The 20,676-nt window shown below is 68.6% G+C and carries 17 protein-coding genes; 12 read left to right on the top strand and 5 right to left on the bottom strand.

Translation table 11 applies throughout. The features are described from left to right. Positions 1-28: 28 nt before the first annotated feature. Positions 29-898: an aldo/keto reductase family oxidoreductase gene (locus LZ199_RS33405; protein WP_253997804.1), complete on the top strand. Its 870-nt coding sequence runs from the start codon at positions 29-31 to the stop codon at positions 896-898. Between the two features lie 33 nt (positions 899-931). On the opposite strand, the gene LZ199_RS33400 is transcribed toward LZ199_RS33405, so the two are convergent. Continuing rightward, the gene (locus LZ199_RS33400) at positions 932-3,616 is read right to left on the bottom strand and encodes a hypothetical protein (RefSeq protein ID WP_253997803.1); all 2,685 of its coding nucleotides are present in this window, start codon (positions 3,614-3,616) and stop codon (positions 932-934) included. A gap of 222 nt (positions 3,617-3,838) precedes the next feature. Here LZ199_RS33400 and LZ199_RS33395 point away from each other — a divergent pair, with 222 nt between their 5' ends. Both LZ199_RS33395 and LZ199_RS33390 read left to right on the top strand, forming a co-directional pair. After that, positions 3,839-6,946 (top strand): protein kinase domain-containing protein, encoded by a 3,108-nt coding sequence (locus LZ199_RS33395; protein WP_253997802.1) that lies wholly within the window; start codon positions 3,839-3,841, stop codon positions 6,944-6,946. An 87-nt stretch (positions 6,947-7,033) separates the two neighbouring features. Beyond that, the gene (locus LZ199_RS33390; RefSeq protein ID WP_253997801.1) at positions 7,034-7,840 is read left to right on the top strand and encodes a hypothetical protein; all 807 of its coding nucleotides are present in this window, start codon (positions 7,034-7,036) and stop codon (positions 7,838-7,840) included. Between the two features lie 53 nt (positions 7,841-7,893). Here LZ199_RS33390 and LZ199_RS33385 read toward each other — a convergent pair whose 3' ends face one another. Further along, positions 7,894-8,520, bottom strand: coding sequence for a DUF2306 domain-containing protein (locus tag LZ199_RS33385; RefSeq protein ID WP_253997800.1), 627 nt, complete (start codon positions 8,518-8,520; stop codon positions 7,894-7,896). Positions 8,521-8,696: 176 nt separating this feature from the next. Between LZ199_RS33385 and LZ199_RS33380 the strand changes: the two genes are divergently transcribed. After that, entirely contained in the window at positions 8,697-9,845 is a 1,149-nt protein-coding gene (locus tag LZ199_RS33380) for a M12 family metallopeptidase (protein ID WP_253997799.1), read from the top strand. 37 nt (positions 9,846-9,882) lie between these two features. Here the strand turns inward: LZ199_RS33380 and LZ199_RS33375 are convergent, their stop codons facing one another. After that, positions 9,883-10,791 (bottom strand): LysR substrate-binding domain-containing protein, encoded by a 909-nt coding sequence (locus LZ199_RS33375; protein WP_253997798.1) that lies wholly within the window; start codon positions 10,789-10,791, stop codon positions 9,883-9,885. A 91-nt stretch (positions 10,792-10,882) separates the two neighbouring features. Between LZ199_RS33375 and LZ199_RS33370 the strand changes: the two genes are divergently transcribed. The 4 genes from LZ199_RS33370 to LZ199_RS33355 all read left to right on the top strand — a co-directional run bounded on the left by LZ199_RS33370 (position 10,883) and on the right by LZ199_RS33355 (position 16,892). Continuing rightward, positions 10,883-11,761: an aldo/keto reductase family oxidoreductase gene (locus tag LZ199_RS33370; RefSeq protein ID WP_253997797.1), complete on the top strand. Its 879-nt coding sequence runs from the start codon at positions 10,883-10,885 to the stop codon at positions 11,759-11,761. Positions 11,762-12,026: 265 nt separating this feature from the next. Continuing rightward, positions 12,027-15,194 carry a protein kinase domain-containing protein gene (locus tag LZ199_RS33365; protein WP_253997796.1) on the top strand — a complete coding sequence of 1,056 codons (3,168 nt, stop codon included), beginning with the start codon at positions 12,027-12,029 and terminating at the stop codon, positions 15,192-15,194. Further along, a complete protein-coding gene (locus tag LZ199_RS33360) occupies positions 15,191-16,084 on the top strand; it encodes an RNA polymerase subunit sigma-70 (protein WP_253997795.1) in 894 nt (297 codons plus the stop codon). Before LZ199_RS33365 ends, LZ199_RS33360 begins: the two co-directional genes overlap by 4 nt. A 439-nt stretch (positions 16,085-16,523) precedes the next feature. Then, positions 16,524-16,892, top strand: coding sequence for a hypothetical protein (locus LZ199_RS33355; protein WP_253997794.1), 369 nt, complete (start codon positions 16,524-16,526; stop codon positions 16,890-16,892). Positions 16,893-16,964: 72 nt separating this feature from the next. Here LZ199_RS33355 and LZ199_RS33350 read toward each other — a convergent pair whose 3' ends face one another. Together LZ199_RS33350 and LZ199_RS33345 are read right to left on the bottom strand one after the other, a co-directional pair. Further along, on the bottom strand, positions 16,965-17,525 hold the full coding sequence (locus tag LZ199_RS33350) for a DapH/DapD/GlmU-related protein (protein WP_253997793.1): 561 nt from the start codon (positions 17,523-17,525) through the stop codon (positions 16,965-16,967). Positions 17,526-17,603: 78 nt separating this feature from the next. Next, the gene (locus LZ199_RS33345) at positions 17,604-18,146 is read right to left on the bottom strand and encodes a TetR/AcrR family transcriptional regulator (protein WP_253997792.1); all 543 of its coding nucleotides are present in this window, start codon (positions 18,144-18,146) and stop codon (positions 17,604-17,606) included. A gap of 113 nt (positions 18,147-18,259) precedes the next feature. Here LZ199_RS33345 and LZ199_RS33340 point away from each other — a divergent pair, with 113 nt between their 5' ends. The 4 genes from LZ199_RS33340 (at position 18,260) to LZ199_RS33325 (ending at position 20,597) form a co-directional block, all read left to right on the top strand. Further along, positions 18,260-19,174 (top strand): NmrA family NAD(P)-binding protein, encoded by a 915-nt coding sequence (locus tag LZ199_RS33340; RefSeq protein WP_253997791.1) that lies wholly within the window; start codon positions 18,260-18,262, stop codon positions 19,172-19,174. A 173-nt stretch (positions 19,175-19,347) separates the two neighbouring features. Next, a complete protein-coding gene (locus tag LZ199_RS33335) occupies positions 19,348-19,683 on the top strand; it encodes a putative quinol monooxygenase (protein ID WP_253997790.1) in 336 nt (111 codons plus the stop codon). 27 nt (positions 19,684-19,710) lie between these two features. After that, complete coding sequence (locus tag LZ199_RS33330) at positions 19,711-20,286, top strand: GrpB family protein (RefSeq protein ID WP_253997789.1); 576 nt, start codon at positions 19,711-19,713, stop codon at positions 20,284-20,286. Positions 20,287-20,300: 14 nt separating this feature from the next. Then, positions 20,301-20,597: a hypothetical protein gene (locus tag LZ199_RS33325; protein ID WP_253997788.1), complete on the top strand. Its 297-nt coding sequence runs from the start codon at positions 20,301-20,303 to the stop codon at positions 20,595-20,597. Positions 20,598-20,676 lie beyond the last annotated feature (79 nt).

The raw sequence follows: 20,676 nt of genomic DNA, 5'->3' as shown, positions 1-20,676 counted from the left end.
AATCGGGGCCAGCGTTAGATTCGAGCCCATGACGAATACAGACACACTCGGCGGTCGCTTCACGTTTCCCGGCACCTCGCTCACGGTGCACCGCATGGGCTACGGCGCCATGCAGCTCGCGGGCCCGCAGGTCTGGGGACCGCCGCGTGACTCCGAAGCAGCCGCGTCGGTGCTGCGCGAGGCGATGGCCCTCGGCATCGACCACATCGACACGAGCGACGCCTACGGGCCACACGTCACGAACCAGCTCATCCGCGCCACGCTGCATCCGTATCCCAAGAACGTCGTCATCGTGTCGAAGGTGGGTGGGCGGCGTGGCGAGGACAAGTCGTGGCTCCCTGCGCTCTCGCCCGCCGAGCTCCGCTCGGGCATCCAGGACAACCTGCGACACCTCGGGCTCGACGCAATCGACATCGTCAACCTGCGCATGATGAGCATGACGCCGACGGAAGGCCCGCTCGACCAGGAGCTCGCCGTCCTCCTCGAGCTGAAGCGCGAGGGGCTGGTTCGCCACATCGGCCTCAGCAACGTGACGGCGCGCCAGGTCGAGCAAGCGCAAGCGCTCACCGAAATCGTGTGCGTGCAGAACCACTACAACCTGGCGCATCGCGGGGACGACGCGCTCATCGACGCGCTGGCGAGGCAGGGCATCGCCTACGTGCCGTTCTTCCCGCTCGGAGGCTTCACGCCGCTCCAGTCCTCGACGCTGACGGGAGTGGCGAACGAGCTGGGCGCGACGCCGATGCAGGTCGCGCTCGCATGGCTGCTTCACCGCTCGCCGAACATCCTGCTCATCCCAGGCACGTCGTCAGTCGCGCACCTGCGCGAGAACGTGGCCGCGGCGTCGCTCGTCCTGCCGGCGAAGGGCCTCGCCGCGCTCGACGGAATCGCGCGCTGACAGCGATTCCGCGAGGGGCTGGCCGCCGGCACGTCAGGCAAAAATGCCGTTGCTTCGCAGGTAGGCCGCGGCATCCGCGAGACTCTCGAGGTAGTACTCCGAAACGGAGTACACCTGCCCGGTGCCGTGTCCGCCCGCGGAGAAGCCCTGCGTCCTGAACTGTCCAGGCGTCGCGTCCTGGGTGACGAACCGTTCGGAATCGTCACTCGGCGTCTTCTCGACCGCGTAGAAGAAGGCATCCAGCTTCTTCGGGTCCTCGACGCTCTCCAGTTGCTTGCGAAGCGCATACGGCGTGGTGTGGAGCTGCACCGCGAGCTGGTCGAGGAAGCGACCAGTCTGTACGGCGGTATCGGGGTCCCCCAGCCACTTGGAAAGGTGAGAGGAAATCCCCGCTCCCTTCAGGAAGGCCCGAGTGTCCTCTTGCTTCTCCTGGCGCTTTTGACTGTCGTTCCAGAGCGAGAGCCCGGCGCCCGCCGCGAACAAGATGCCTCCCACGACCTGCCCCGCCACGGGGACGGCCTGAGAGAGCGCGGCGGCGGCGAGCAGCGCGCCACCCGCGGCGGAGGCTGACTTCGCGAAGCCCTCCAGGGTCTCACCCTCCTGGAACGCGTTCGCGGCGGCGAGCCCGTCCCCGATGGCCCCAAGCACGCCACCCACGGGGTTCAGCTTTCCGAAGACGGCGTTCGCCGTCGGCGCGCCCCTCTTGAAGACATCCAGCAAGAAGAGGCCGGTGTCCGCTGTGGCCGAAAGAGAATCACCCAGGAGTTTTGTCGCATCCGCAAGGTTCACTCCCTGGTCGTCCTTGAGCTTCTTGGCGATCTCCGTCCCGCTGTTCGTGACAGCAAAGAGGCCTGCCACCACCCCCAACCCTCTCAGTGCGGCAGCGGCCGAGGAGCTCCCCGTCGTGCCAGGAACATCGACAACGAGCTTCCGTATCGCGGTGTCCAGCGCTTGACCGGCATTCTCCTTCCCATCCATCAGGTCATTGAAGTGCCCCTTCAGGATGTTCACGTCCTCTGCCGTGACGCCAAACAGGGCGGGATTCTTGCTCAACACGTTGTCGAAGACGCGCCGAGCGCCCGCGCTGCCCCCGCCATTGGCCGCTTCCTGGAGGGCCGCACTCACCAGCCCCTTGCTGACCGCCGTGGTCAGGCCCTTGGCGATGTCATTGGCATCCTTTCCGAGCTTGGGGCCCGCGACCAGCTCGGCGACACCATCCAGGAAGGAGGGTTCACCCTTGCTCTGCTTCTCCACCTCCTCGTCGATGAACTTCTGCCCCGTGTCCGTCCCGACGAAGCCCTTGAGCTGCTTCATTGCCGCCACGGCCTCCTGCTCCAGGCCAGGCAGTCCTCCATTCTTGCCCGCGAAGAGGGTGGACCCCTTCTGCCCCAGGACCTCGTTGGAGACTTCGACAGCCCCCTTCAACTGCTTCGCCGAGTCTTCGAGTGCTCCGTACTCCTCCTTGTGGCGGTCCTTGAAGGCATTGATGGCGTTCGTCTGCTCTTGCTCGGTCAGCGCCGGGCCGAACCCCGCGACGAGCCTGGCGACCTGGCCGTTCAGCTCCTCGACCTTCTTCGACTTCTCGGCGAAGTCCTCGCGAATCGCCTTCACCTCCTCCCGCGCCGTCTGGGTCAGCGCCTCCGCGGGACGGGTCTTGCCGGAGCGCTCGAGCGCGGTGGCGAGGTGGACGGAGAGGGCCGCCCCTTCTCCCTTCTGGATGTTCTCACGCAGCCCCGCGTGCGTACCCGTCCCCAGGCGCGCATCGGCATCCACGCCCGCGGCCAGCCCCTCCGCGAGCAAGCGCTGCTCCTCGGGCCGCAAGGTGCTGGCCGTCTTCCCCAGGGCCGTGACGGTCTCCTTGCCCAGGGAGCCGGTATCCTCCAGCGCCCCACCGATGTGCTGAAGCTCGGGTTTGACGGCCTCGAGCAGCGCCTTGCGGTACTCGGGGCTCTCGCCATTCTTGAGCAGCTCGCCCAGCTCTTTCGCGGCGGCATCAGGCTGCGTCTTGAGCGGGAAGTTCATCACCGAGCCCATCGGGTTCTTGGGGTCGATGCGATGGGGCAGCAGCGCCTGCCCCACCTTCTTCGCATCCTCCTTCGCGGCCTCTTCGGGCGACACGGCGGAAGAAGCCCCGGGCTTCGCCGCGGCAGGAGGAGGCGTCAGGCCCAGCACCTTCTCCAGCTCCGCCTTTCGACTGGTGCCCTCGAAGGCCGAGTCGAACTCACGCTTCGTCGGCCGGGTCGCGTCGAGGTCCTTCTGGCTGTAGGGCGGCGTCTTGCATTCCGCGACGGCCGCCGCGTTCGCCTTGCGCATCGCCTCCTCGGCGCTCTTCGCTGAGAGGGCCGCCTTCTCCTCCTTGTCCTGAAGCCGCTTGTCCGCGCCCTTCGACTTCTGGGTGGCCTCCTGACGCTTCGTCTCCGCGGTGTCGACGTGCTCCTTGGACCTCTTCGACTCCTCGGGTGTCTGTCCCGGCTTGCGCGCGGCCTTGCGAGCGTCCGTGGCGACCGTATTCGCGGCGGCCTTCTGCTGGCGGGCGGCGTTCGCGTCACGCTGGGCCTGCACCACCGAGTCCCGGGCCTTCGCCGCCGCCTTGCGCTTCGCCTCGGCCGCGAGCCGCGCCGCCTCCGCCTTCTGTCGCGCCGCCTCTGCCTTACGCTGCGCCTCGGCGGGGTCTACTTTTGAAAAGCCAGTACCACTCGTAGGTGCGATAGCGCCCATGACACAAACCCTTCTTGATTGGGATTCACGGCCCATCGTCGGAGAGGGCTCCCCCTCCGCTCCGTGCGCGATTCAGTGAAGGCCGCCCATGCAGTCGGGGGGAAAGAGGGAATGAGTCCGCGCGCGTCCCAAGATTTCCGTGGCGACAGGTCCTGACGCTCGGGCGGCCCCCCTGCCTCTGCTATGTTTGGAGGACCGGAACGCGTCGTGGAGCCCTTGCCCATGCAGTCGTGCCCCCAGGAAGTGACGCTGACGGATTTTCTCGCCGGTCTGCTTTCCGAAGAGGACCGGACGCATGTGCTCGCCCACATCGAGAGCTGTGCGGACTGTCGCTGGGTCCTCGCGGCGGGAGCGGGCGCCGAGTCCCCGTCCAGTGCTCGGGAGGTCGGCGCGAAGGAGCCTTTGCCCTTGCTCCCAGTGCCTGGAACAAGGGTCTCCCGATACGTGGTGCGTGAGCGCCTCGGCTCCGGAGCCATGGGCGTCGTGCATGCCGCGGATGACCCCGAGCTCGGCCGCCGGGTGGCCCTCAAGGTGCTGCGCCCCGAGGGACACCACCGCGAGGAGCTGCAGCAGCGGCTGCTGCGCGAGGCCCAGGCGCTGGCCCGACTCTCCCACCCCAATGTCGTCACCCTCTATGACGTGGGGACCTTTGGCGACAGCGTCTTCCTGGCCATGGCCCTGGTGGAGGGCACCACCCTGGCGGAGTGGATGAAGCAGCCGCGTCCGTTGGAGGAGGTGCTCCGGGTCTTCCTCGAAGCCGGCAAGGGCCTGGCCGCCGCGCACGCCGCGGGCCTGGTGCACCGCGACTTCAAGCCCGCCAATGTCCTCCTCGGCAAGGATGGGCGTGTCTTCGTGACGGACTTTGGCATTGCCCGGCTCCTCCAGCAGGAGGGAGGCGCGCCACTCCATGCGGATTCCGAGCCCCCTGCCACTCCCGTGGGGCAGCTCACCCAGACGGGCCAGCTGCTGGGCACGCCCGCCTACCTCGCCCCGGAGCTGGTGCGGGGCCAGCGCGCGGATGCCCGCTCCGACGAGTTCAGCTTCTGCGTGGCACTCCACGAGGCCCTCTTTGGCTCTCGCCCCTTCCAGGGCGAGACACTGAAGGAGCTGGTCCAGGCCGCGCAGCAAGGGAGGCTGAGCGCTCCGAAACGCGACGTGAAGGTCCCGACCCGGGTGCGACGCGCGGTCCTCCGGGGGCTCAGCGCCAGGCCCGAGGACCGCTTCCCCACCCTGCAGCCCCTGCTGACGGCGCTCTCGCCTCCGCGCTGGCGGCTCCTGCCGATTCTCGCCACGGCCGCACTGGCCGCGGTCATCGGAACCGTCGCGGCCTTCGGGACGACGGCGCAGCGGCGTGAAGCCGGGTGTGAGCTGGAATCGGAGAAGCTCTCGGTGGCCTGGAGCCCCACGCGGCGTGAGCGGATACGCACCGCCTTCCTCGCCACCGGGATGCCCCATGCCACGCGAGCCTGGGAGCAGCTCGAGGGCACGCTGGACGCGTACACCTCGCAATGGCGAACGCTTCGCACCGAGGCCTGCCTGGCCGCGACGGGGGACGCCGCGGAGCAGGCCCGGCAGACCTCCACGTGTCTCGATGCGCGACTCTGGCAGCTCTCCGCGGTGACGGAGGTGCTGGAGAAGGCGGACGCGACGACGGTGGAGAACTCGCGCAAACTGGCGGCCTCCCTCCAGGGCCTCAGCGGGTGTCGCGACGCGCCCGGCCTCTCCAGCCGTCCCCAGCCGCCCGACGCGCTCCGGCTCCAGGTGGATGCGGCACGTCACAAGCTGGCCCAGGCACGGGCCAACCTCGCGACGAATCGGCACACCGCGGCGCTCGCTGTGACGTCAGCCCTCCTCGAAGAGGTCAAGGGACTCGGCTACAAGCCGCTGGAGGCGGAGGTCTACCAGACTCACGGAGTGGCCCTCGGGGCCCTCAACAAATCAAAGGAAGCGGAGGAGTTCCTCTACGAGGCCGTGTGGGAGGGAGAGGCCGCGCGCGACGACGAGACCGTGGCGAGGGCGTGGCTGGAGCTCATCTGGTTGGTGGGCGAGGAGCAGTCCCACCGAGCGCAGGCGGAGAAGCTCATCCGTCACGCCAAGGCCTCCGTCGAGCGGCTGGGGCGGGAGCGCATCCCCGACGTCACGACGGAGATGTACAAGCGCGTGGCCTCGCTGCGAGAGAAGAATGGCCAGTTCGACGAGGCGGAGCGGGAGGCGCGCCAGGGCCTGGAGTTCTCGCGGAGGAGGAACGGCCCGGACAGCCTCCACACGCCCGAACTCCTTCATCAGTTGGGGAAGATCTGCTCCGCCAGACGCCAGTTCAACCAGTCGCTGGAGTTTCACAGCGAGGCCTTGGAGTTGCGTGAGCGCATGCTGGGCGCGGACGACCCGGCCCTCGTGACCTCCTACAACCGGGTCGCCACCGTCTTGATGGCGTTGGGCCGGCGCACCCAGGCCGTCAACGCGTGGCACAAGGCCCTGGCCCTCCAGGAGGCAGCCTCTCCCAAGGAAGGCCCCCTCTTGGGGTCGACGTTGCTGAGCCTCGGCCAGGTCGCCATCCTCGACGGCCAGTTCGACGAGGCGTGGGCCCTGCTGGAGCGGGCGCGCGGCATCATGGAACGAGCACGTGGCCCCGACCACTACACCGTCGTCCAGGTCATCAGCCAACAGGCGGTCGCGTTGGATGCGTCAGGCCAGCGACCCAAGGCCGTGGCTGTCGCCACCGAGGCCCTGGAGCGACTCCAACGCTCCCTGGGCCCCCAAACGACGCAGGCCTCCGGCCCGCTGACCGTTCGGGGGCGCATCTACATCAAAGCGGGTCGCTACTCCGAAGCGAGGCGCGACCTGCTGTCGGCCTTGAAGCTGCTGGAGACACAACAGAGCGCTGAGAGTGGCAAGACGGTGACCGTGCTGCTCCCCCTGGGCAGGCTGGCCCAGGAGACCCGGGCCTTCGCGGAAGCGCTCGCCTACTGTGAGCGCGCGCTGAAGGTCGTGGAGAAGGCCGGGGGCGCGGAGTCCCCGGACGGCGCGAACGCGTTGGCTTGCATGGGAAAGGCGCGGCTGGCGATGGGCTCCGCGGCGGAAGCCATCCCCCTGCTCGAACGGGCCTGGAACATCCATACCCGAGAGGGGGAATCCACGGACCCACTGGCCTCGGCGGAGATCGCCTTCCACCAGGCCAGGGCCCTCATGGAGACGCGCTCCGAGGCGGACCGGGCGCGGGCACTCACGCTGGCCGAGGAGGCCCGGATGCGGCTGGAGGCCCTGGGCGTCCGTGGCCAGCCGGAGCTCCAGAAGGTGCTGGCGTGGCAGCGGCAGGAGGCGAAGCGCTGAGTTTCTTGGGACGCGGGTGGGCTCCCACCCTCTTTCTCCTCGAATGCATGGGCGGCCACTCGCTGCCCCCTCCAGAGGAGAAGCCCCATGGTGGCAGTGACAGCAACCGGTAGCTCCAGTGCAGCGAAGGTCGATGCCGCCGAGGCGCAGCGCCGCGCGGAGGAAGCCCGACAGAAGGCGGAGGCGGCACGCAACGCCGCCGAGGCCAAACGCAAGGCGGCGGAGGCGGCCCGGAACGCCGTGCCGAAGGCCCAGCGCGAAGCGAATGCCGCGCGAGGGGAGAAGGCCGCCGCGGAGAAGGCCGCCGCCGCCGCGCGCAAGGCCGCGGAGAAGCCGGGACAGACGCCCGAGGAGGCCAAGAAGTCGAAGGAAGCCCTCGCCGCCGCGGAGACGAAGCGCCAGGCGGCCGCCGAGGCCTCGAAGCTCGCGGCCCAGAAGCTCCAGGCCGCGGAGGAGAAGGCGGCCCTCGCCGGCAAGCAGGCCGAGGAGGCCATGCTCAAGGCGAACGCGACGGCCATCGAGGAGAACAAGACGCCGCCCTACAGCGAGAAGGACATCGCCAAGGTGAAGCCGACGAAGAGCGAGCTCGACTCGGCCTTCGAGGGCACCAGTCGAAAGGCGGAGCTGGAGAAGCTGCTCGGACTGACGCCCCCGCCACAGCCCGTGGAAGTCGTGCTGTCGCCCTTGTCGGACGGGGCGCCGGCGAGCACGTCCGAGGAGAAGGGCCCCTTCGAGAAGCCCTTCTGGCAGACGCACACGCCGCAGACCCGCCCCTGGCTCCATGAAGGGCCCGGCCCCCTGGGCGAGATGGGGCAATCGCACGCGCCCGGCGGCGGCACCGTCACCGGCAGCCAGGGTGACGGCTTCTCCTCCCCGGTGACGTCGAAGGAGTAGGCGAAGTCAGACGGCCCGCGCGAGACGACGTGGCGAACGGAACCGTCGTCTCGTCACGAAGCCACGAGCGCGCGCGCCTGGAGCTGCCTGCGCGAGACGAGGTATGCCACGCCAAGGTTGGGGAGCCAGCAGAGCCAGGCGACGACTCTGTAGGCCGAGACGAAGTCGCCCAGGGCGTGAATCAGGAGGGGCATCCAGAGCCGCAGTGTGACCGCCGCGAAACAAGCCGCATAGCTGTAGGTCATCATGAGCCGGTGCTCTTCGACTCGCCGGTTCTTGATGAGCCAATAGGCGGAGGCCGTGGTGTAGAGCCAGACGAGGCCCAGGCTGACGAAGCCTGACGCGGCGATGACGCCCCCCGTGGCGAAGAAGCCGACATAGACGCCAGTGAGTCCGCTCAGCAGGACCGCTCCGACGTAGACCTTTCCAAGGAGCCGGTGTGCGCCCGGGCGCCTGAGTCGCAGTCTCGCGACGAACTGGGTCCAGCCGATGGCCAGCGCGAGTCCGCCCAGGGCGATGTGTGTGTAGAAGGCCGCGTTCCAGACGGGGTCGGCCAACAGCTCGACGCTCTTCGAGGCGCGCAGCCCGAAGTTCGAGGCCGCGAGGAAGTAGCTGATGGGATAGAGGCCCACGGCCAGACAGAGGGTGGCGAAGAGGACCCAGCATGCCTTGCTTGCCATCAGGGAGACTCGTGGTTCGAAGTGGGGAGGACAGGAACGGTGTGGGCCATGGGACTTCCAGAGCCCCTACGAAGCACGGCGCTCACGATTGCGGAGGCGTCCTCGGCGGCTCGACGAGCTGACACGCGGCGTACTATTCGAAACCTCACCGCCCTTGGCGAAGATTGGAGAGCTCCGTGTCTTTCTGCCGCTCCCTCATGGCTGTTTCCATCCTCACGCTGCTCGCTGGCTGTCAGGTCGATGGCGACGACTCCTCCGCGGTTCCCGTGGGCGCGGGGACGCCCTCCCCCTCCGGAGCCGTTGGCACCGGCTGGGCCGTCATCCGCGGCGAGCCCACGCAAATCACCTTCGCGGTGCAAGGCGGCCGAGCCCTCTTCGAGGGCGACATCGACCTGGGGCCGGCGGATGTGATTCCCACCAGCCGCGAGGCCCTGGAGCGCGCTCCCACGGACGGCGTGCAAGCCATGGGCAGCATCACCTACGCGAGCGGCAGCCGTTGGAGCTCGGGCCGCGTGCCGTACGTCATCGACCCGGCCCTCCCCATGCAGTACCGGGTGACGGACGCCATCGCCCATGTCGAGGCCAACAACCCGGGCGTGGACTTCGTCCCGCGCACCGCCGCGCACGCGGACTACATCTACATCACGCGAAACGCCACGGAGTGCAACTCCCAGGTCGGGCGCGTCGGCGGCAGGCAGGTCATCAATCTCGCGGACGGCTGCGGCACGGGCAGCACCATCCACGAGCTGCTGCACGCGCTGGGAATGTGGCACGAGCAGAGCCGCTGCGACCGGGACAGCTACGTCGAAGTCCTCTGGGCCAATGTGCTGCCCGGGTATGAGCACGCCTTCAACCGGTACTGCGGCAGCTCGACGCCCATCTCCGGCGACCTGTATGACTACGATGAGGGCTCCATCATGCATTACGCCCCCACTGCCTTCACGAGGAACGGGGCGCCGACCCTCCGCTCCCTCCGGGGAAGGGAGTACCTCATGGGGCAGACCTCGGGCATGAGCGCGACGGACGTGAAGACCATTCGCTGGATGTACACGGACCCCGCCGTCTGTGGCGATGGCAGGTGCTATCCGGAGGAGAACAACCAGAGCTGTCCCGCGGATTGCCAGGCGTTCTGCGGCGACTTCATCTGCCAGAGTGGCGAAGAAGGCGTGTGCACCGATGACTGCCCGCCCTGCGGCGACGGCATCTGCAACATCTTCGAACAGAATGGTTCGTGCGTCGCGGATTGCGGCACCTGTGGAAACGGGGTCTGCGAGGCCTCGGATTCGCAGGTCATCGTGTGCACTGATTGCTGGGGCCCTTTCTAGCAAGCCATTGACGGAGCCCCGTGGATGGCGACTTCCGTCAGGATGGCTCCGCCGAGGCCTTGATGAAGTCGACGAAAGCCCGGAGCGGCGTCGGAACGAGACGCCGCCCGGGGTAGTAGAGAAACGGCCCGGAGAAGGACTGCCACCAGGGCTCGAGGATGGGCTCGAGGGCTCCCCGGTCCAGGTGCGGCCGCAGCCAGTCCTCGAAGAGGTAGACAATGCCGCAACCGGCGATGGCCGCGTCGACGGCGAGGTCGGTCGCCCCTCCGACCCGGACTATCAACGGCCCCGTTGGCTCGACCTTGACGACCTCATCTCCCTTCTCGAACTCCCACGACGTCATCGTCCCGCTCGGGAAGCGTCCGCGCAGACAGGCATGGTCGAGCAAGTCACGCGGGTGCAACGGACGACCCCGGCGCGCCAGGTAGGCCGGGGAGGCGGCGGCGGCGTAGCGCTGGACGCGGGGCCCGATGGGCACCGCAATCATGTCCTGCTCCAACCGGTCATCGTAGCGGATGCCGGCGTCGCACCCGGCCGCGAGCACGTCGACAAAGCTCTCGTCCGTCATCACCTCCAGCCGGACATCGGGATAGGCCGCGAGGAAGGGCGGGACGATGCGGGGCAGCACCAGCCTCGCCGCGCTGACCGACACGTTGAGACGCAGCACCCCCGCCGGCCGGTCTCGAAAGCCGTTCACCACGTCGAGGGCCGCCTCCACCTCCGTCAAGGCGGGGCCAAGCCGCGCGAGCAACCCCTCGCCTGCTTCCGTGAGGACGACACTGCGCGTCGTCCTGTTGAGCAGCCGGACTCCCAGCTGGGCCTCCAGCCGGCGCACCGCCTCGCTGAGACCGGATGCGCTGCTTCCGCTGACGCGGGCGCCATCGCGAAAGCCTCCAGCGCGCGCCACCGCCAGGAAGGCATTCAAATCGCTCAGGTCGACTTTCATTGTTCGCCACTCCGCACAGCCCGTGCGGATTGTACCTGATTCTCGTCAGCCCGGCGGCGGCCTACTTTGCCTCGTCTGCAAAGGAGAGCACATGTCCAGCATCGAGCAGGTCGGAACGTTCAACCTTGGCGCGCGCCGCGTGAAGCGGCTCGGCTATGGCGCCATGCAACTGGCGGGGCCCGGAGTGTTCGGCCCGCCGAAAGACAGGGACGCGGCCCTCGCCGTGCTGCGCGAGGCCGTCGCGAGCGGGGTCGACCACATCGACACCAGCGACTTCTATGGTCCGCACATCACCAATCAGTTGATTCGCGAAGCGCTGCACCCCTATCGCGAGGGGCTCACCATCGTCACCAAGGTCAGCGCGAAGCGGGGTGCGGATGGCTCCTGGCTGCCTGCCTTTTCGCGCGAGGAGCTGACCCAGGCGGTCCACGACAACCTCCGCAACCTGGGGCTGGAGGTGCTCGATGTCGTCAACCTCCGCAGCATGTTCAACGTGCATCACCCCGAAGAGGGCTCCCTGGAGGCACCGCTCCGCGTGCTCGCCGACCTCCAGAAGCAAGGACTGATTCGTCACATCGGCTTGAGCAATGTCACGCGCACGCAAGTCCTGGAAGGCCGCGAGGTCTGCGACATCGTCTGTGTGCAGAACCAATACAACCTGGCGCAGCGAGGGGATGACGCGTTGATAGACGAGCTCGCCCGCGATGGCATCGCCTATGTGCCGTTCTTCCCGCTCGGCGGCTTCACCCCGCTGCAGTCGTCGACCTTGTCTGACGTCGCCGCGCGCCTTGGCGCCACGCCCATGCAGGTCGCGCTCGCCTGGCTCCTTCGTCGCTCGCCCAACATCCTCTTGATTCCCGGCACCTCGTCCGTCGCGCACCTGAGGGAGAACCTCGCCGCCGCCGAGCTCAAGCTTCCGGACGATGTGCTTGGGGCGCTGGACACCGTGGCGAGCATCGGCTCCACCTGATTCCGCCTCCCACGCGGAGCTGGAGGGAATCCGGGGGCGTTGGCGTCGTCGAAGCAGAGCACGTGGTCCTTCGGCGCCCGGCCCATGGAGCGGACGCGAACGCGCTCATGCGCACGCAATCGCACGTCAGGCAGTGCGTAGAGGCGAGTGAATGACAGACATGCCACGCCCGGCTCCCAGAGGAAGGGGCCATGCCCCTACGCCTTGATGGTCAAACACCTCGGACTTGACTAGCCTGCATCCCCGGATTTTCCAGAGGGGCCGTATGCGTGACCGAGTACCCACATCCACCCCATCTGGCGAACCCGAACGCGGCACGGAGTCCCTCCCCACGCCGTCATGTCCCCAGGAAGTGACGCTGACAGACTTCCTCGCCGGGCTGCTCTCCGAAGAGCACCGGGCCTCCGTCCTGGCGCACGTGGAGAGCTGTGCGGACTGTCGGTGGGCCCTGGCGGCGGGGAATGGGACGGAGGTTCTGGCCGGAGCTTCGACCTCCCTGGAGCAGACGCCCGCGCAATCCCTGAGGCCGGGCGACAGGGTCTCCCGCTACGTGGTGACAGGGCCGCTCGGCGCCGGAGCGATGGGCGTCGTCTACGCGGCGGATGACCCGGAGCTGGGCCGCCGGGTGGCGCTCAAGATGCTTCGCTCCGAGGGACGCCAACAGGAGGAACTGCGGCAGCGGCTGCTGCGCGAGGCGCAGGCACTCGCCCGACTCGCGCATCCCAACGTCGTCACCCTCTATGACGTGGGCACCCATGGAGAGGCCGTCTTCCTGGCCATGGAGCTCGTGGAGGGAATCACCCTGGCGGAGTGGATGCGGGAGCCGCGTCCCTGGAGGGAGGTGCTCCGGGTCTTCCTCGAAGCCGGCAAGGGGCTGGCCGCCGCGCACGCCGCGGGCCTGGTGCACCGCGACTTCAAACCCGCCAACACCCTCCTGGGCAGACACGGCCGCGTCTTCGTGACGGACTTCGGCATCGCCGGGCAGCTCTCCCAGGAGGATGGCGCTCCCCTGCGTGAGGACGACCCGGCGCACGTCGCCTCCCTGAAGAGCCTCACCCGGACGGGCCAGCTGCTGGGCACGCCCGCCTACCTCGCGCCAGAGCTGATGCAGGGCCAGCGTGCGGATGCCCGCTCCGACGAGTTCAGCTTCTGCGTGGCGCTCCACGAGGCCTTGTTTGGCTCGCGCCCCTTCCAGGGCGAGACGCTGAAGGAGCTGGGACAGGCCGCGCGGCAAGGGAGGTTGAGTCCTCCCAAACGCGAGGTGAACGTCCCGACCCGGATTCGACGCGCGGTCCTCCGGGGGCTCAGCGCCAGGCCCGAGGACCGCTTCCCCACCCTGCAGGCCCTGCTGGCGGCGCTCGCGCCACCGCCGCGCCGGAGGATGCTCACATGGGGAGTGGCGACGGCGACAGGCCTGCTGGGCATCCTCGCGACCTATGGGGTGACGCAGCGGCGCGAGGCACGCTGCGAGCAGGAAGTGGAGAAGCTGGCGGCGGCCTGGAGCCCCGAGCGGCGCGAGCGCGTGCGTGCGGCCTTCATCGCCACGGGCATGCCCTACGCCAACGCGGCCTGGGAGCGGCTCTCGGGGGCGGTGGACGCCTACGCCGCCCAGTGGCGCACGCTGCGGACCGAGTCCTGCCTGGCCGCGGGCCGCGACGCCTCGGACATCACCGCGTGGCAGACGGCGGCCTGCCTCGACACGCGACTGTGGCAGCTCGCCGCCACCACCGAGGTGCTGGAGAAGGCGGACGCGCTGATGGTGGAGAACGCGCCCCAGCTGACCGCCTCCCTGGAGGGGCTCACCGGCTGCCGGGACACCCCCGGGCTCACCAGCCGCCCCCAGCCGCCCGACGCCCTCCGCCCCCGGGTGGACACGGCACGGCACACGCTGGCGCAGGCCCGGGCCCACAGCCTGGCTCGCCGCTACCCGGAGAGCCTGGCGGTGACGTCGGCCCTCCTCGAGGACCTCAAGGGGCTCGACTACAAGCCCCTGGCGGCGGAGGTCCTCCTGACGCACGGCATGAGCCACGGGGAGAACGACAAGCCAAAGGAGGCGGAGGAGTTCCTCTACCAGGCCCTGTGGGCCGCCGAGGCCGGACGCGATGACGAGACGGTGGCGCGTGCATGGCTGGAGCTCATCTGGGTGGGCGAGTCTTTGTCCCGCCCCGCGGACGCGGAGAAGCTCGTCCGGCATGCCCAGGCCTCCGTCGAGCGGCTGGGGCCCGAGCGCTTCCCGGACATCACGACGAAGCTGCACCTCCGCCTGTCTTCGCTCCGGTTTCAGCAAGGCAACATCGCCGAGGCGGAGCAGGAGGCGCTCCAGGGCCTGGAGTTCTCACGCAGGAGAGGAGGCCCGGACAGCCTCCGCACCGCGGAGTTCCTCCACCAGCTCGGAAAGATTCGCATGGTCCAGCGCCGCGGAAAGGAGACGCTGGAGCTCCATCTCCAGGCCCTGGATATCCGCAAGCGCCTGCTGGGCCCCGACAACCCGGGCCTCGTGGCCTCCTACGACCGGGTCGCCTCGGCCTACAAAGGGCTGGGTCGGAACGCCGAGGCCATCGACACCTGGCGCACGGCCATGGCCCTCCAGGAGGCGGCTCCCGTCACGGAGAACGCCGTCTTCGCGACCCTGCTCTTGAACCTCGCGGGGCTCTCACGCGTCGAGGGCCGGCTGGCGGAGGCGCGGCCCCTGCTCGAGCGGGCGCGTCCCCTCTTTGAAGCCGCCCGGGGACCCGACCACTTCAACGTCGTCCAGGTCCTCACGGAGCAGGCGATGGTGTACGGCGACGAGGGCCAGCACGACAAGACGATTGCCCTCACCACGGAGGCCCTGGAGCGCATCCGGCGGTCAATGGGCCCGGACACACCGCGCGCCACCCTTCCCTTGAAGATTCGAGCGTATGCGCACATGTACTCGGGCAACCATCGCGAGGCACGGCGTGACTTGCTGGAAGCGCTGAAGCGGATGGAGGCATCGCAAGGCCCGGGAGCGGCGAGCACGATATCGGTGCTGCTGCCCCTGGCGGAGGTGGCCCTGAAAACCCAGGCTCCGCAAGAGGCGCTCGAGTACTGCGAGCAGGCGTGGAAGCTCACGGAGAAGGTCCAGAGCCAGGAGTCCGCAGACGGAGCCAACGCCCTGACCTGTGCCGGCGAAGCGCACCTGGCGCTGGGCGCCGCGGCCAAGGCGATTCCTCTGCTCGAGCGCGCCTGGAGCAGCCTCACCCAGCCGGGCCGACCTGGAGATCCCTTGGTCGCGGGCAACACCGCCTTCGTGCTGGCCCGGGCGCTCATGGAAAAACGTCCCTCGCCGGACCGGGCGCGGGCCCTCATGATGGCCGAGGAGGCCCGGACGCGGCTGGAGTCCGGAGGAGTCAGGGGTCGCCCAGGGCTCCTGCTGGTGCAGGCCTGGCAGCGACGTGAGGCGAAGCGATGAGCGCGGACCGGAAGACAGACGACCTGGTGACACCGCTGCGGGAGCAGCTTCCAAGGGAGCGGCGCGCGGAGCTGGAGGCCGTGGACGGGCTGGACGCGCTGCTCCACAAAATCGTGGAGGTGGCCCGGACCGGGTGGCCCACGGTGTCGCTCCCAGCCGAGGACTTCATGCGGCACCTGGCCCGGCACCTGCCGCCGGGAAAGGCCTCGGAGGTGCTGCGCATCCTCCACGGTGCCGACCTGTACCTCGCGTGCGCCTGCGCCAGCGCGGACCCCTCGGCCCTCCGGGCCTTCGAGCAGAACATCCTCCGGCACATCCCCCACCGGCTCGGGAGGTTGTCGCCGAGCCTGGTGGACGAGGTGCTGCAGGTGCTTCGCGAGCGGCTGTTGGTGGGCAGCGGCAACACCCCTCCGAGGATTGCGACCTATGGGGGGCGAGGGCCGCTGCTGACCTGGGTGGGCATCATCGCCGCGCGCGTCGCCGGAGAGCTCGTGGGCCAGGACGAGCGCCACCAGCTCGTCGCCGAGCCCCCCGAGGAGCTCGCGCAGCTGCTGGCACCGAGCGACCCCGAGTACGCGCTGCTGCGTGAAGACGCACGCCAGCTCCTGGTCGAGTCGCTCCGGAAGGCGGTGACCGTGCTCCCCGAGCAGGAGCGGGCCCTGCTGCGCCTGCACCATTTCCATGGGTTCACGATGGACCGGCTGACGCTCATGTACGGGGGCTCGCGCTCCGGCGTCGCGCGCAGGGTCGCCGATGCCCGCAGGCTGCTGCTCGAGCACGTTCGCATGGAGCTCGCTCCCCGGCTGAAGCAGGACCAGCTTGCATTGGAGAGCCTCCTGGGGCTGGTCAGCAGCCGACTGGATATCAGCCTCCATGGAATGCTCGAGTGACGCCCGGGCGACAGGCCGGCTGGCACGTCAGTCGGTCATGACTTCCGAGCCTGGACCTCGCCGCTCACCCAGTTGATATGCAGGACCTCGTAATGCCAGTAGTAGGTGGCGACCGTCCCCCGCCCCACCCAGCAGTACCGATTCCATCCTTGCTCCAGCGGAAACCTCACTCTCGTGAATGGGGGACGAGCGACACGACTCCGGCAAACGCCACGGCGGCGATTCGACCCATTCGCATATCACCTCTCCTTTTCAGGCGCCCACGAGCGCCTCGGGAGGAAGGAGGGAATGGCCGGGCCCGCATCCCAAGATTTCATTCGTCCAGCCAACTGGCTTCGCCAGCGAGCCACGTCGATTTCATGCAACGGTGTCGCCCGGCCTGTCTCCTCCCATCAGGAGGGGGCGTTCATGCCCCCCCATGACTCCTCGGGAGGACGACATGAAGGCGACGACGGCGTACCTGGTGCTTCTCTCCATGCTGGCGGTGGGCTGTGGTGGCTCGAACGAAGACGACAAGGGGGGCGAGGACACCCAGTCGTTCCCAGAGACGCTGGAGTGTGGCGACACCCGCTGCAAGCGCGCCACCCAATACTGCGCGACCGTCGTCACCGCGGATACGACCCATCTGTGTCTGACCAAGAAGGAGAGCTGCAAGGGCTGCGAGTGCGTGGACCTGGAGTCAGACCTCACCATCCAGACCGGACGCCAGGACTGCACCGCGACGGCCCGGCTGGATGTGTACTTCTCCTGCGCCTATTACGACGACGTGGACTACATCAAGACCTCTTGCACGGTGCGCGCTCGCTGAGAGCACCAGCGGGTAAGCGGCGCCGTCGTGAGGGTGTCCGCGCCTGCGCTTGAGTCGCTGCGCGGACGTGCCTCACCACCGTCGGCGAACAGTGGCCTTGGGGCCGATCACCAGGCTCGCGGCGGGCACGTCGTCGACGACGACCGCCCCAGCCGCGACCACGGCGTCGCGCCCGATGCGGACCCCAGGCATGATGGTCGCGCCCGCCCCAATCCACACGTTCTCCGCCACGTCGATGGGCGCGCCCGTGAGGTACAGCCGCCGCTCGCCCGGGTCGACCGGATGGCTGACGGTGATGAACGTGGCCTTCGGGCCGATCATCACCCCTTCGCCCAGCCGGATGCCGGCGTAGTCCAGGAACGTGCAGCCCTGATTGATGAACACCCGCTCGGCGAGCTCCAGATGCAGGCCATGGTCCGTGTAGAAGGGCGGATAGATGGTCACCCGCTTCGGGAGCGGTCGGCCGAGAATCTGCTCGAACAGCGCCGCCTTGCCCGCCTCGTCCTCGAAAGGCAGGAGGTTGAGGCGCGACGTCAGCTCCGTGACGCGCAGCACCCGCTGGCTCATCGCCGCGAACTCGGGGCTGAAGACCCGCGCCCCGCTCGAGACAGACTCCGGGCTGTGGATGCGCATGAGACGCTCAAGGGGCATTCCACGAGCCTCGCGCGCTCCCCACGCTCACGTCCAGAGGTGTCTACCCACGCTCCTCGTTCATAGCTGGATGCCGGTGAGTGCGAGGCGCAGCACCCGGCGCGCGGTGAGCGGGTCGTCTTCGTTGGCGACGGCAATCGCGTTCGCCAGTCGCATCAGGTCCTCGGTGGTGGCGCTGGCGTGAATCACGCCCGCCGTTGACGCCTTGTCCACCAGGACGCTCAACACGTCGCGCACCATGTCCGTGCAGCAGATGTCTTCGGCGGAGAGGCCCTCCGGCCCCGTCAGCAGCGCGGCGGCGAGCCCGCGATGAGTCGCGGTATGGACCGTCAAATCCTCGAGCCAGGCCGCAAGCTCGGCCACGGGCTTCTCGCCTGGCTGACCGATTCCCCGCGCGCAGAGCTGCTCGACCCCCTCCCGGAAGACCACCTCCAGCAGCGCCTGCCGCGACGGGAAGTGCCGGTGCAGGGTCGCCGAGCCCACCCCCGCCTTCCGGGCAATCTCCTCCAGCGACGCCTGCGCGCCATCCCGGGCGACCAGCTCCGTGGCGGCCGCGACAATCCGCTCCCGGTTGCGTCGCCCATCCGCCCGCAGTGGCTTCACGTGCTCCACGGCACTCCTCTCCTCCGGCACCCTTCCTTGACAAACGGGGGGCCCCTCCGTATTTGACCATGAATTTAAACGGTGGGGTCCCCCACTTACAACAGGAATTGCCCATGACCCACAAGCAGACCGTTCTCGTCACCGCCGCCACGGGACGCCAGGGGGGAGCCACTGCCCGGGCCTTGCTGGCCGAAGGCCACACCTCGGTGCGCGTGCTGGTGCGCGATGCGGAGGCGCCGAACGCCCGGGCCCTCGCGGCGGCGGGCGCCGAGGTCGTCATCGGGGACCTGGACCATCCTGCGTCGTTGCGCGCCGCCTGCGCCGGGGCACGGGCCGTCTTCTCGATGCAGTCCCCCATCATGTCGGCGACGGGGGTCGACTACAGCAAGGAGGTCCAGCAGGGGAGGAACCTCGTCGAGGCCGCGCTCGCCGAGGGCGTCGAGACATTCGTGCACACGGCGACGTCCGGCGTCGGAAACCACCGCGACATCGAGGGCTGGGCGGAGGGACGGTGGAAGTCCCATGAGGTGTACTGGGAGAACAAGCTCGCCACCTGTGAGCTCGTCCGCGGCGCGGGCTTCCGGCACTGGACCCTCATCCTGCCCTCCACCTTCATGGACCACCCCATGTTGGACCCCGCCGGCTTCGTCGACCAACGCCTCCTGGTCACGGTCATCGAGGCGAATCGGCCCATCCCCTTGATTGCCCCGGAGGACATCGGCAAGGCCGCGGCGGCGGCCATCCTGCGACCCTCGACGTTCCACGGTGTGACGCTGCAGCTCGCGGGGGACGTGCTCACGCTTCCGCAAATCGGCGAGATTCTCTCCCGCGTCCACGGCAAGGAGTACACGGTCCAGTCGGGCACCGTCGATGAGGCCATCGCGGCCGGGCTGCATCCGGGCATGGCTCAAGGCCTGACGTACATGAACGTCGCGCCGGTGCTGGCGCGGCCCGAGCTTGCGCGCGCCTACGGCCTGTCGCCCATGAGCTTCGAGACCTGGGTGCGCGAGCGTCGCGGGCTGAGCTGACGGCCTGTACCCGCTCGGGACCGGGTCACCGCGTCATGGGCGGCGCAGCGCCACGTCGAGCAGCGCGTCCAGGCGCGTGAGCAAGGCGCGCAGCGGGTTATCGAGCGACTTCGAGTCCGCTGGGTGGTACGACGAACGCCGGCCCTCAAGCACGGCCTTCGCGGGAGAATCGCATGAGTCTCATGGTGCTCTGTGAGTTCAGGACACGGACCGACGGGGAGGCAACGTTCCTGCGGGTGGCGCGGGCATTGGCCTCCGCCGCCGCGACCGAGCCGGGGACGTTGCGCTACCAGTGGTTCGTCACGCAAAAGCCTGGCCACTACTCAATCATCGAGGAGTATGTCGACGCTGACGCCGCCGAAACGCATAACAACCATGTGGAGCCGCTGCTCCGCGAGCTCTTCGCGGTGGCTGAGCTGGTGTCGGTGTCATTCTTCGGGGAGCTCAACCCGTACCTGCGCGAGTGGAGCTCCGGCCGCGAGGGAGTCGCAGTCAACAGGCCGCTGTGACGGCGCCCGAGCGGCCTCGACTTTTCGGTGACGGCCGACACGACCGCGAGCCGCGAGGAGGAGCACGAAGTGCCGCCACCGATTCGAGTCACCCTGGTTCCCCATGACCCGCGCTGGGCCGAGGCCGCCGCCACGGAGGCCAGGTACCTCACGGACGCGCTGGGCTCCATCGTCCTGCGGGTGCATCACGTCGGTTCGACGGCCATCCCAGGCATCCGCGCGAAGCCCATCCTCGACCTCATGCCGGTGCTCACGTCAGTGGATGAGCTCGACAAGCACCAGGGCGTGCTTGAGGGGCTCGGCTATGCGGGGTGGGGAGAGCTCGGCATGCCGGGCCGGCGCTACTGCACGAAGGACGACCCGAGAACCCGAGAGCGTCTCGTCCAGCTTCATTGCTATGCCGATGGCTCTCCAGAGATTTCCCGGCACCTCGCGTTCCGCGACTACCTGCGTGAACGGCCGGGCATCGCCCGCGCCTACGACGATGAAAAGGTGAGATGCCAGCGCCTGCATCCGAATGACTCTCACGCCTACAGCGGCTGCAAGGACGCGTGGATCAAACGCATCGAGGCCGAAGCGCTCGCCTTCTACCAGACGCGCTGATTTAGACTGGGCCCATGCGCCCACTCCTCCTCACGCTCACGGCCCTGCTCTTCTCCGCATGTCACCCCCATGCCGAAATCACCCGGGTTCAGCTCACGAAGCAGAGTCCCTTCCACATCATCCAGATTGACTCGAGGTTCATGTACCTCATCGACCCCCGCACGGAGACCTGCTTCCTGCTCGCGGGAGGCAGCGAGGCCTTCGGAATGACGCACGTGCCCTGTGACAAGCTCAAGCGCAACGTGCCGGAGGCGGTGCCATTCCTCGCCTGGGTTGCCGACGCGCCAGCGGCTCCGGCGCCCGCGTACTGACGCTCCACCGTCAGTGCCGCGAGGGCACTCCCAAGCCGCCAGCCACGCCACCCGGGCAACGAGCAATCGCGAGGTCCGA

The organism is Myxococcus qinghaiensis, from assembly GCF_024198215.1.
GTDB lineage: Bacteria > Myxococcota > Myxococcia > Myxococcales > Myxococcaceae > Myxococcus > Myxococcus qinghaiensis.
Note: the sequence above shows the minus strand (reverse complement) of the source record. Positions and strands in the feature narration are given on the sequence as shown.

Excerpts from the sequence above, each read along its gene's own strand:
- LZ199_RS33405 (WP_253997804.1), top strand. The coding sequence starts at position 29 with ATGACGAATACAGACACACTCGGCGGTCGCTTCACGTTTCCCGGCACC.
- LZ199_RS33400 (WP_253997803.1), bottom strand. The coding sequence starts at position 3,616 with ATGGGCGCTATCGCACCTACGAGTGGTACTGGCTTTTCAAAAGTAGAC.
- LZ199_RS33395 (WP_253997802.1), top strand. The coding sequence starts at position 3,839 with ATGCAGTCGTGCCCCCAGGAAGTGACGCTGACGGATTTTCTCGCCGGT.
- LZ199_RS33390 (WP_253997801.1), top strand. The coding sequence starts at position 7,034 with ATGGTGGCAGTGACAGCAACCGGTAGCTCCAGTGCAGCGAAGGTCGAT.
- LZ199_RS33385 (WP_253997800.1), bottom strand. The coding sequence starts at position 8,520 with ATGGCAAGCAAGGCATGCTGGGTCCTCTTCGCCACCCTCTGTCTGGCC.
- LZ199_RS33375 (WP_253997798.1), bottom strand. The coding sequence starts at position 10,791 with ATGAAAGTCGACCTGAGCGATTTGAATGCCTTCCTGGCGGTGGCGCGC.
- LZ199_RS33370 (WP_253997797.1), top strand. The coding sequence starts at position 10,883 with ATGTCCAGCATCGAGCAGGTCGGAACGTTCAACCTTGGCGCGCGCCGC.
- LZ199_RS33365 (WP_253997796.1), top strand. The coding sequence starts at position 12,027 with ATGCGTGACCGAGTACCCACATCCACCCCATCTGGCGAACCCGAACGC.
- LZ199_RS33360 (WP_253997795.1), top strand. The coding sequence starts at position 15,191 with ATGAGCGCGGACCGGAAGACAGACGACCTGGTGACACCGCTGCGGGAG.
- LZ199_RS33355 (WP_253997794.1), top strand. The coding sequence starts at position 16,524 with ATGAAGGCGACGACGGCGTACCTGGTGCTTCTCTCCATGCTGGCGGTG.
- LZ199_RS33350 (WP_253997793.1), bottom strand. The coding sequence starts at position 17,525 with ATGCGCATCCACAGCCCGGAGTCTGTCTCGAGCGGGGCGCGGGTCTTC.
- LZ199_RS33340 (WP_253997791.1), top strand. The coding sequence starts at position 18,260 with ATGACCCACAAGCAGACCGTTCTCGTCACCGCCGCCACGGGACGCCAG.
- LZ199_RS33335 (WP_253997790.1), top strand. The coding sequence starts at position 19,348 with ATGAGTCTCATGGTGCTCTGTGAGTTCAGGACACGGACCGACGGGGAG.
- LZ199_RS33325 (WP_253997788.1), top strand. The coding sequence starts at position 20,301 with ATGCGCCCACTCCTCCTCACGCTCACGGCCCTGCTCTTCTCCGCATGT.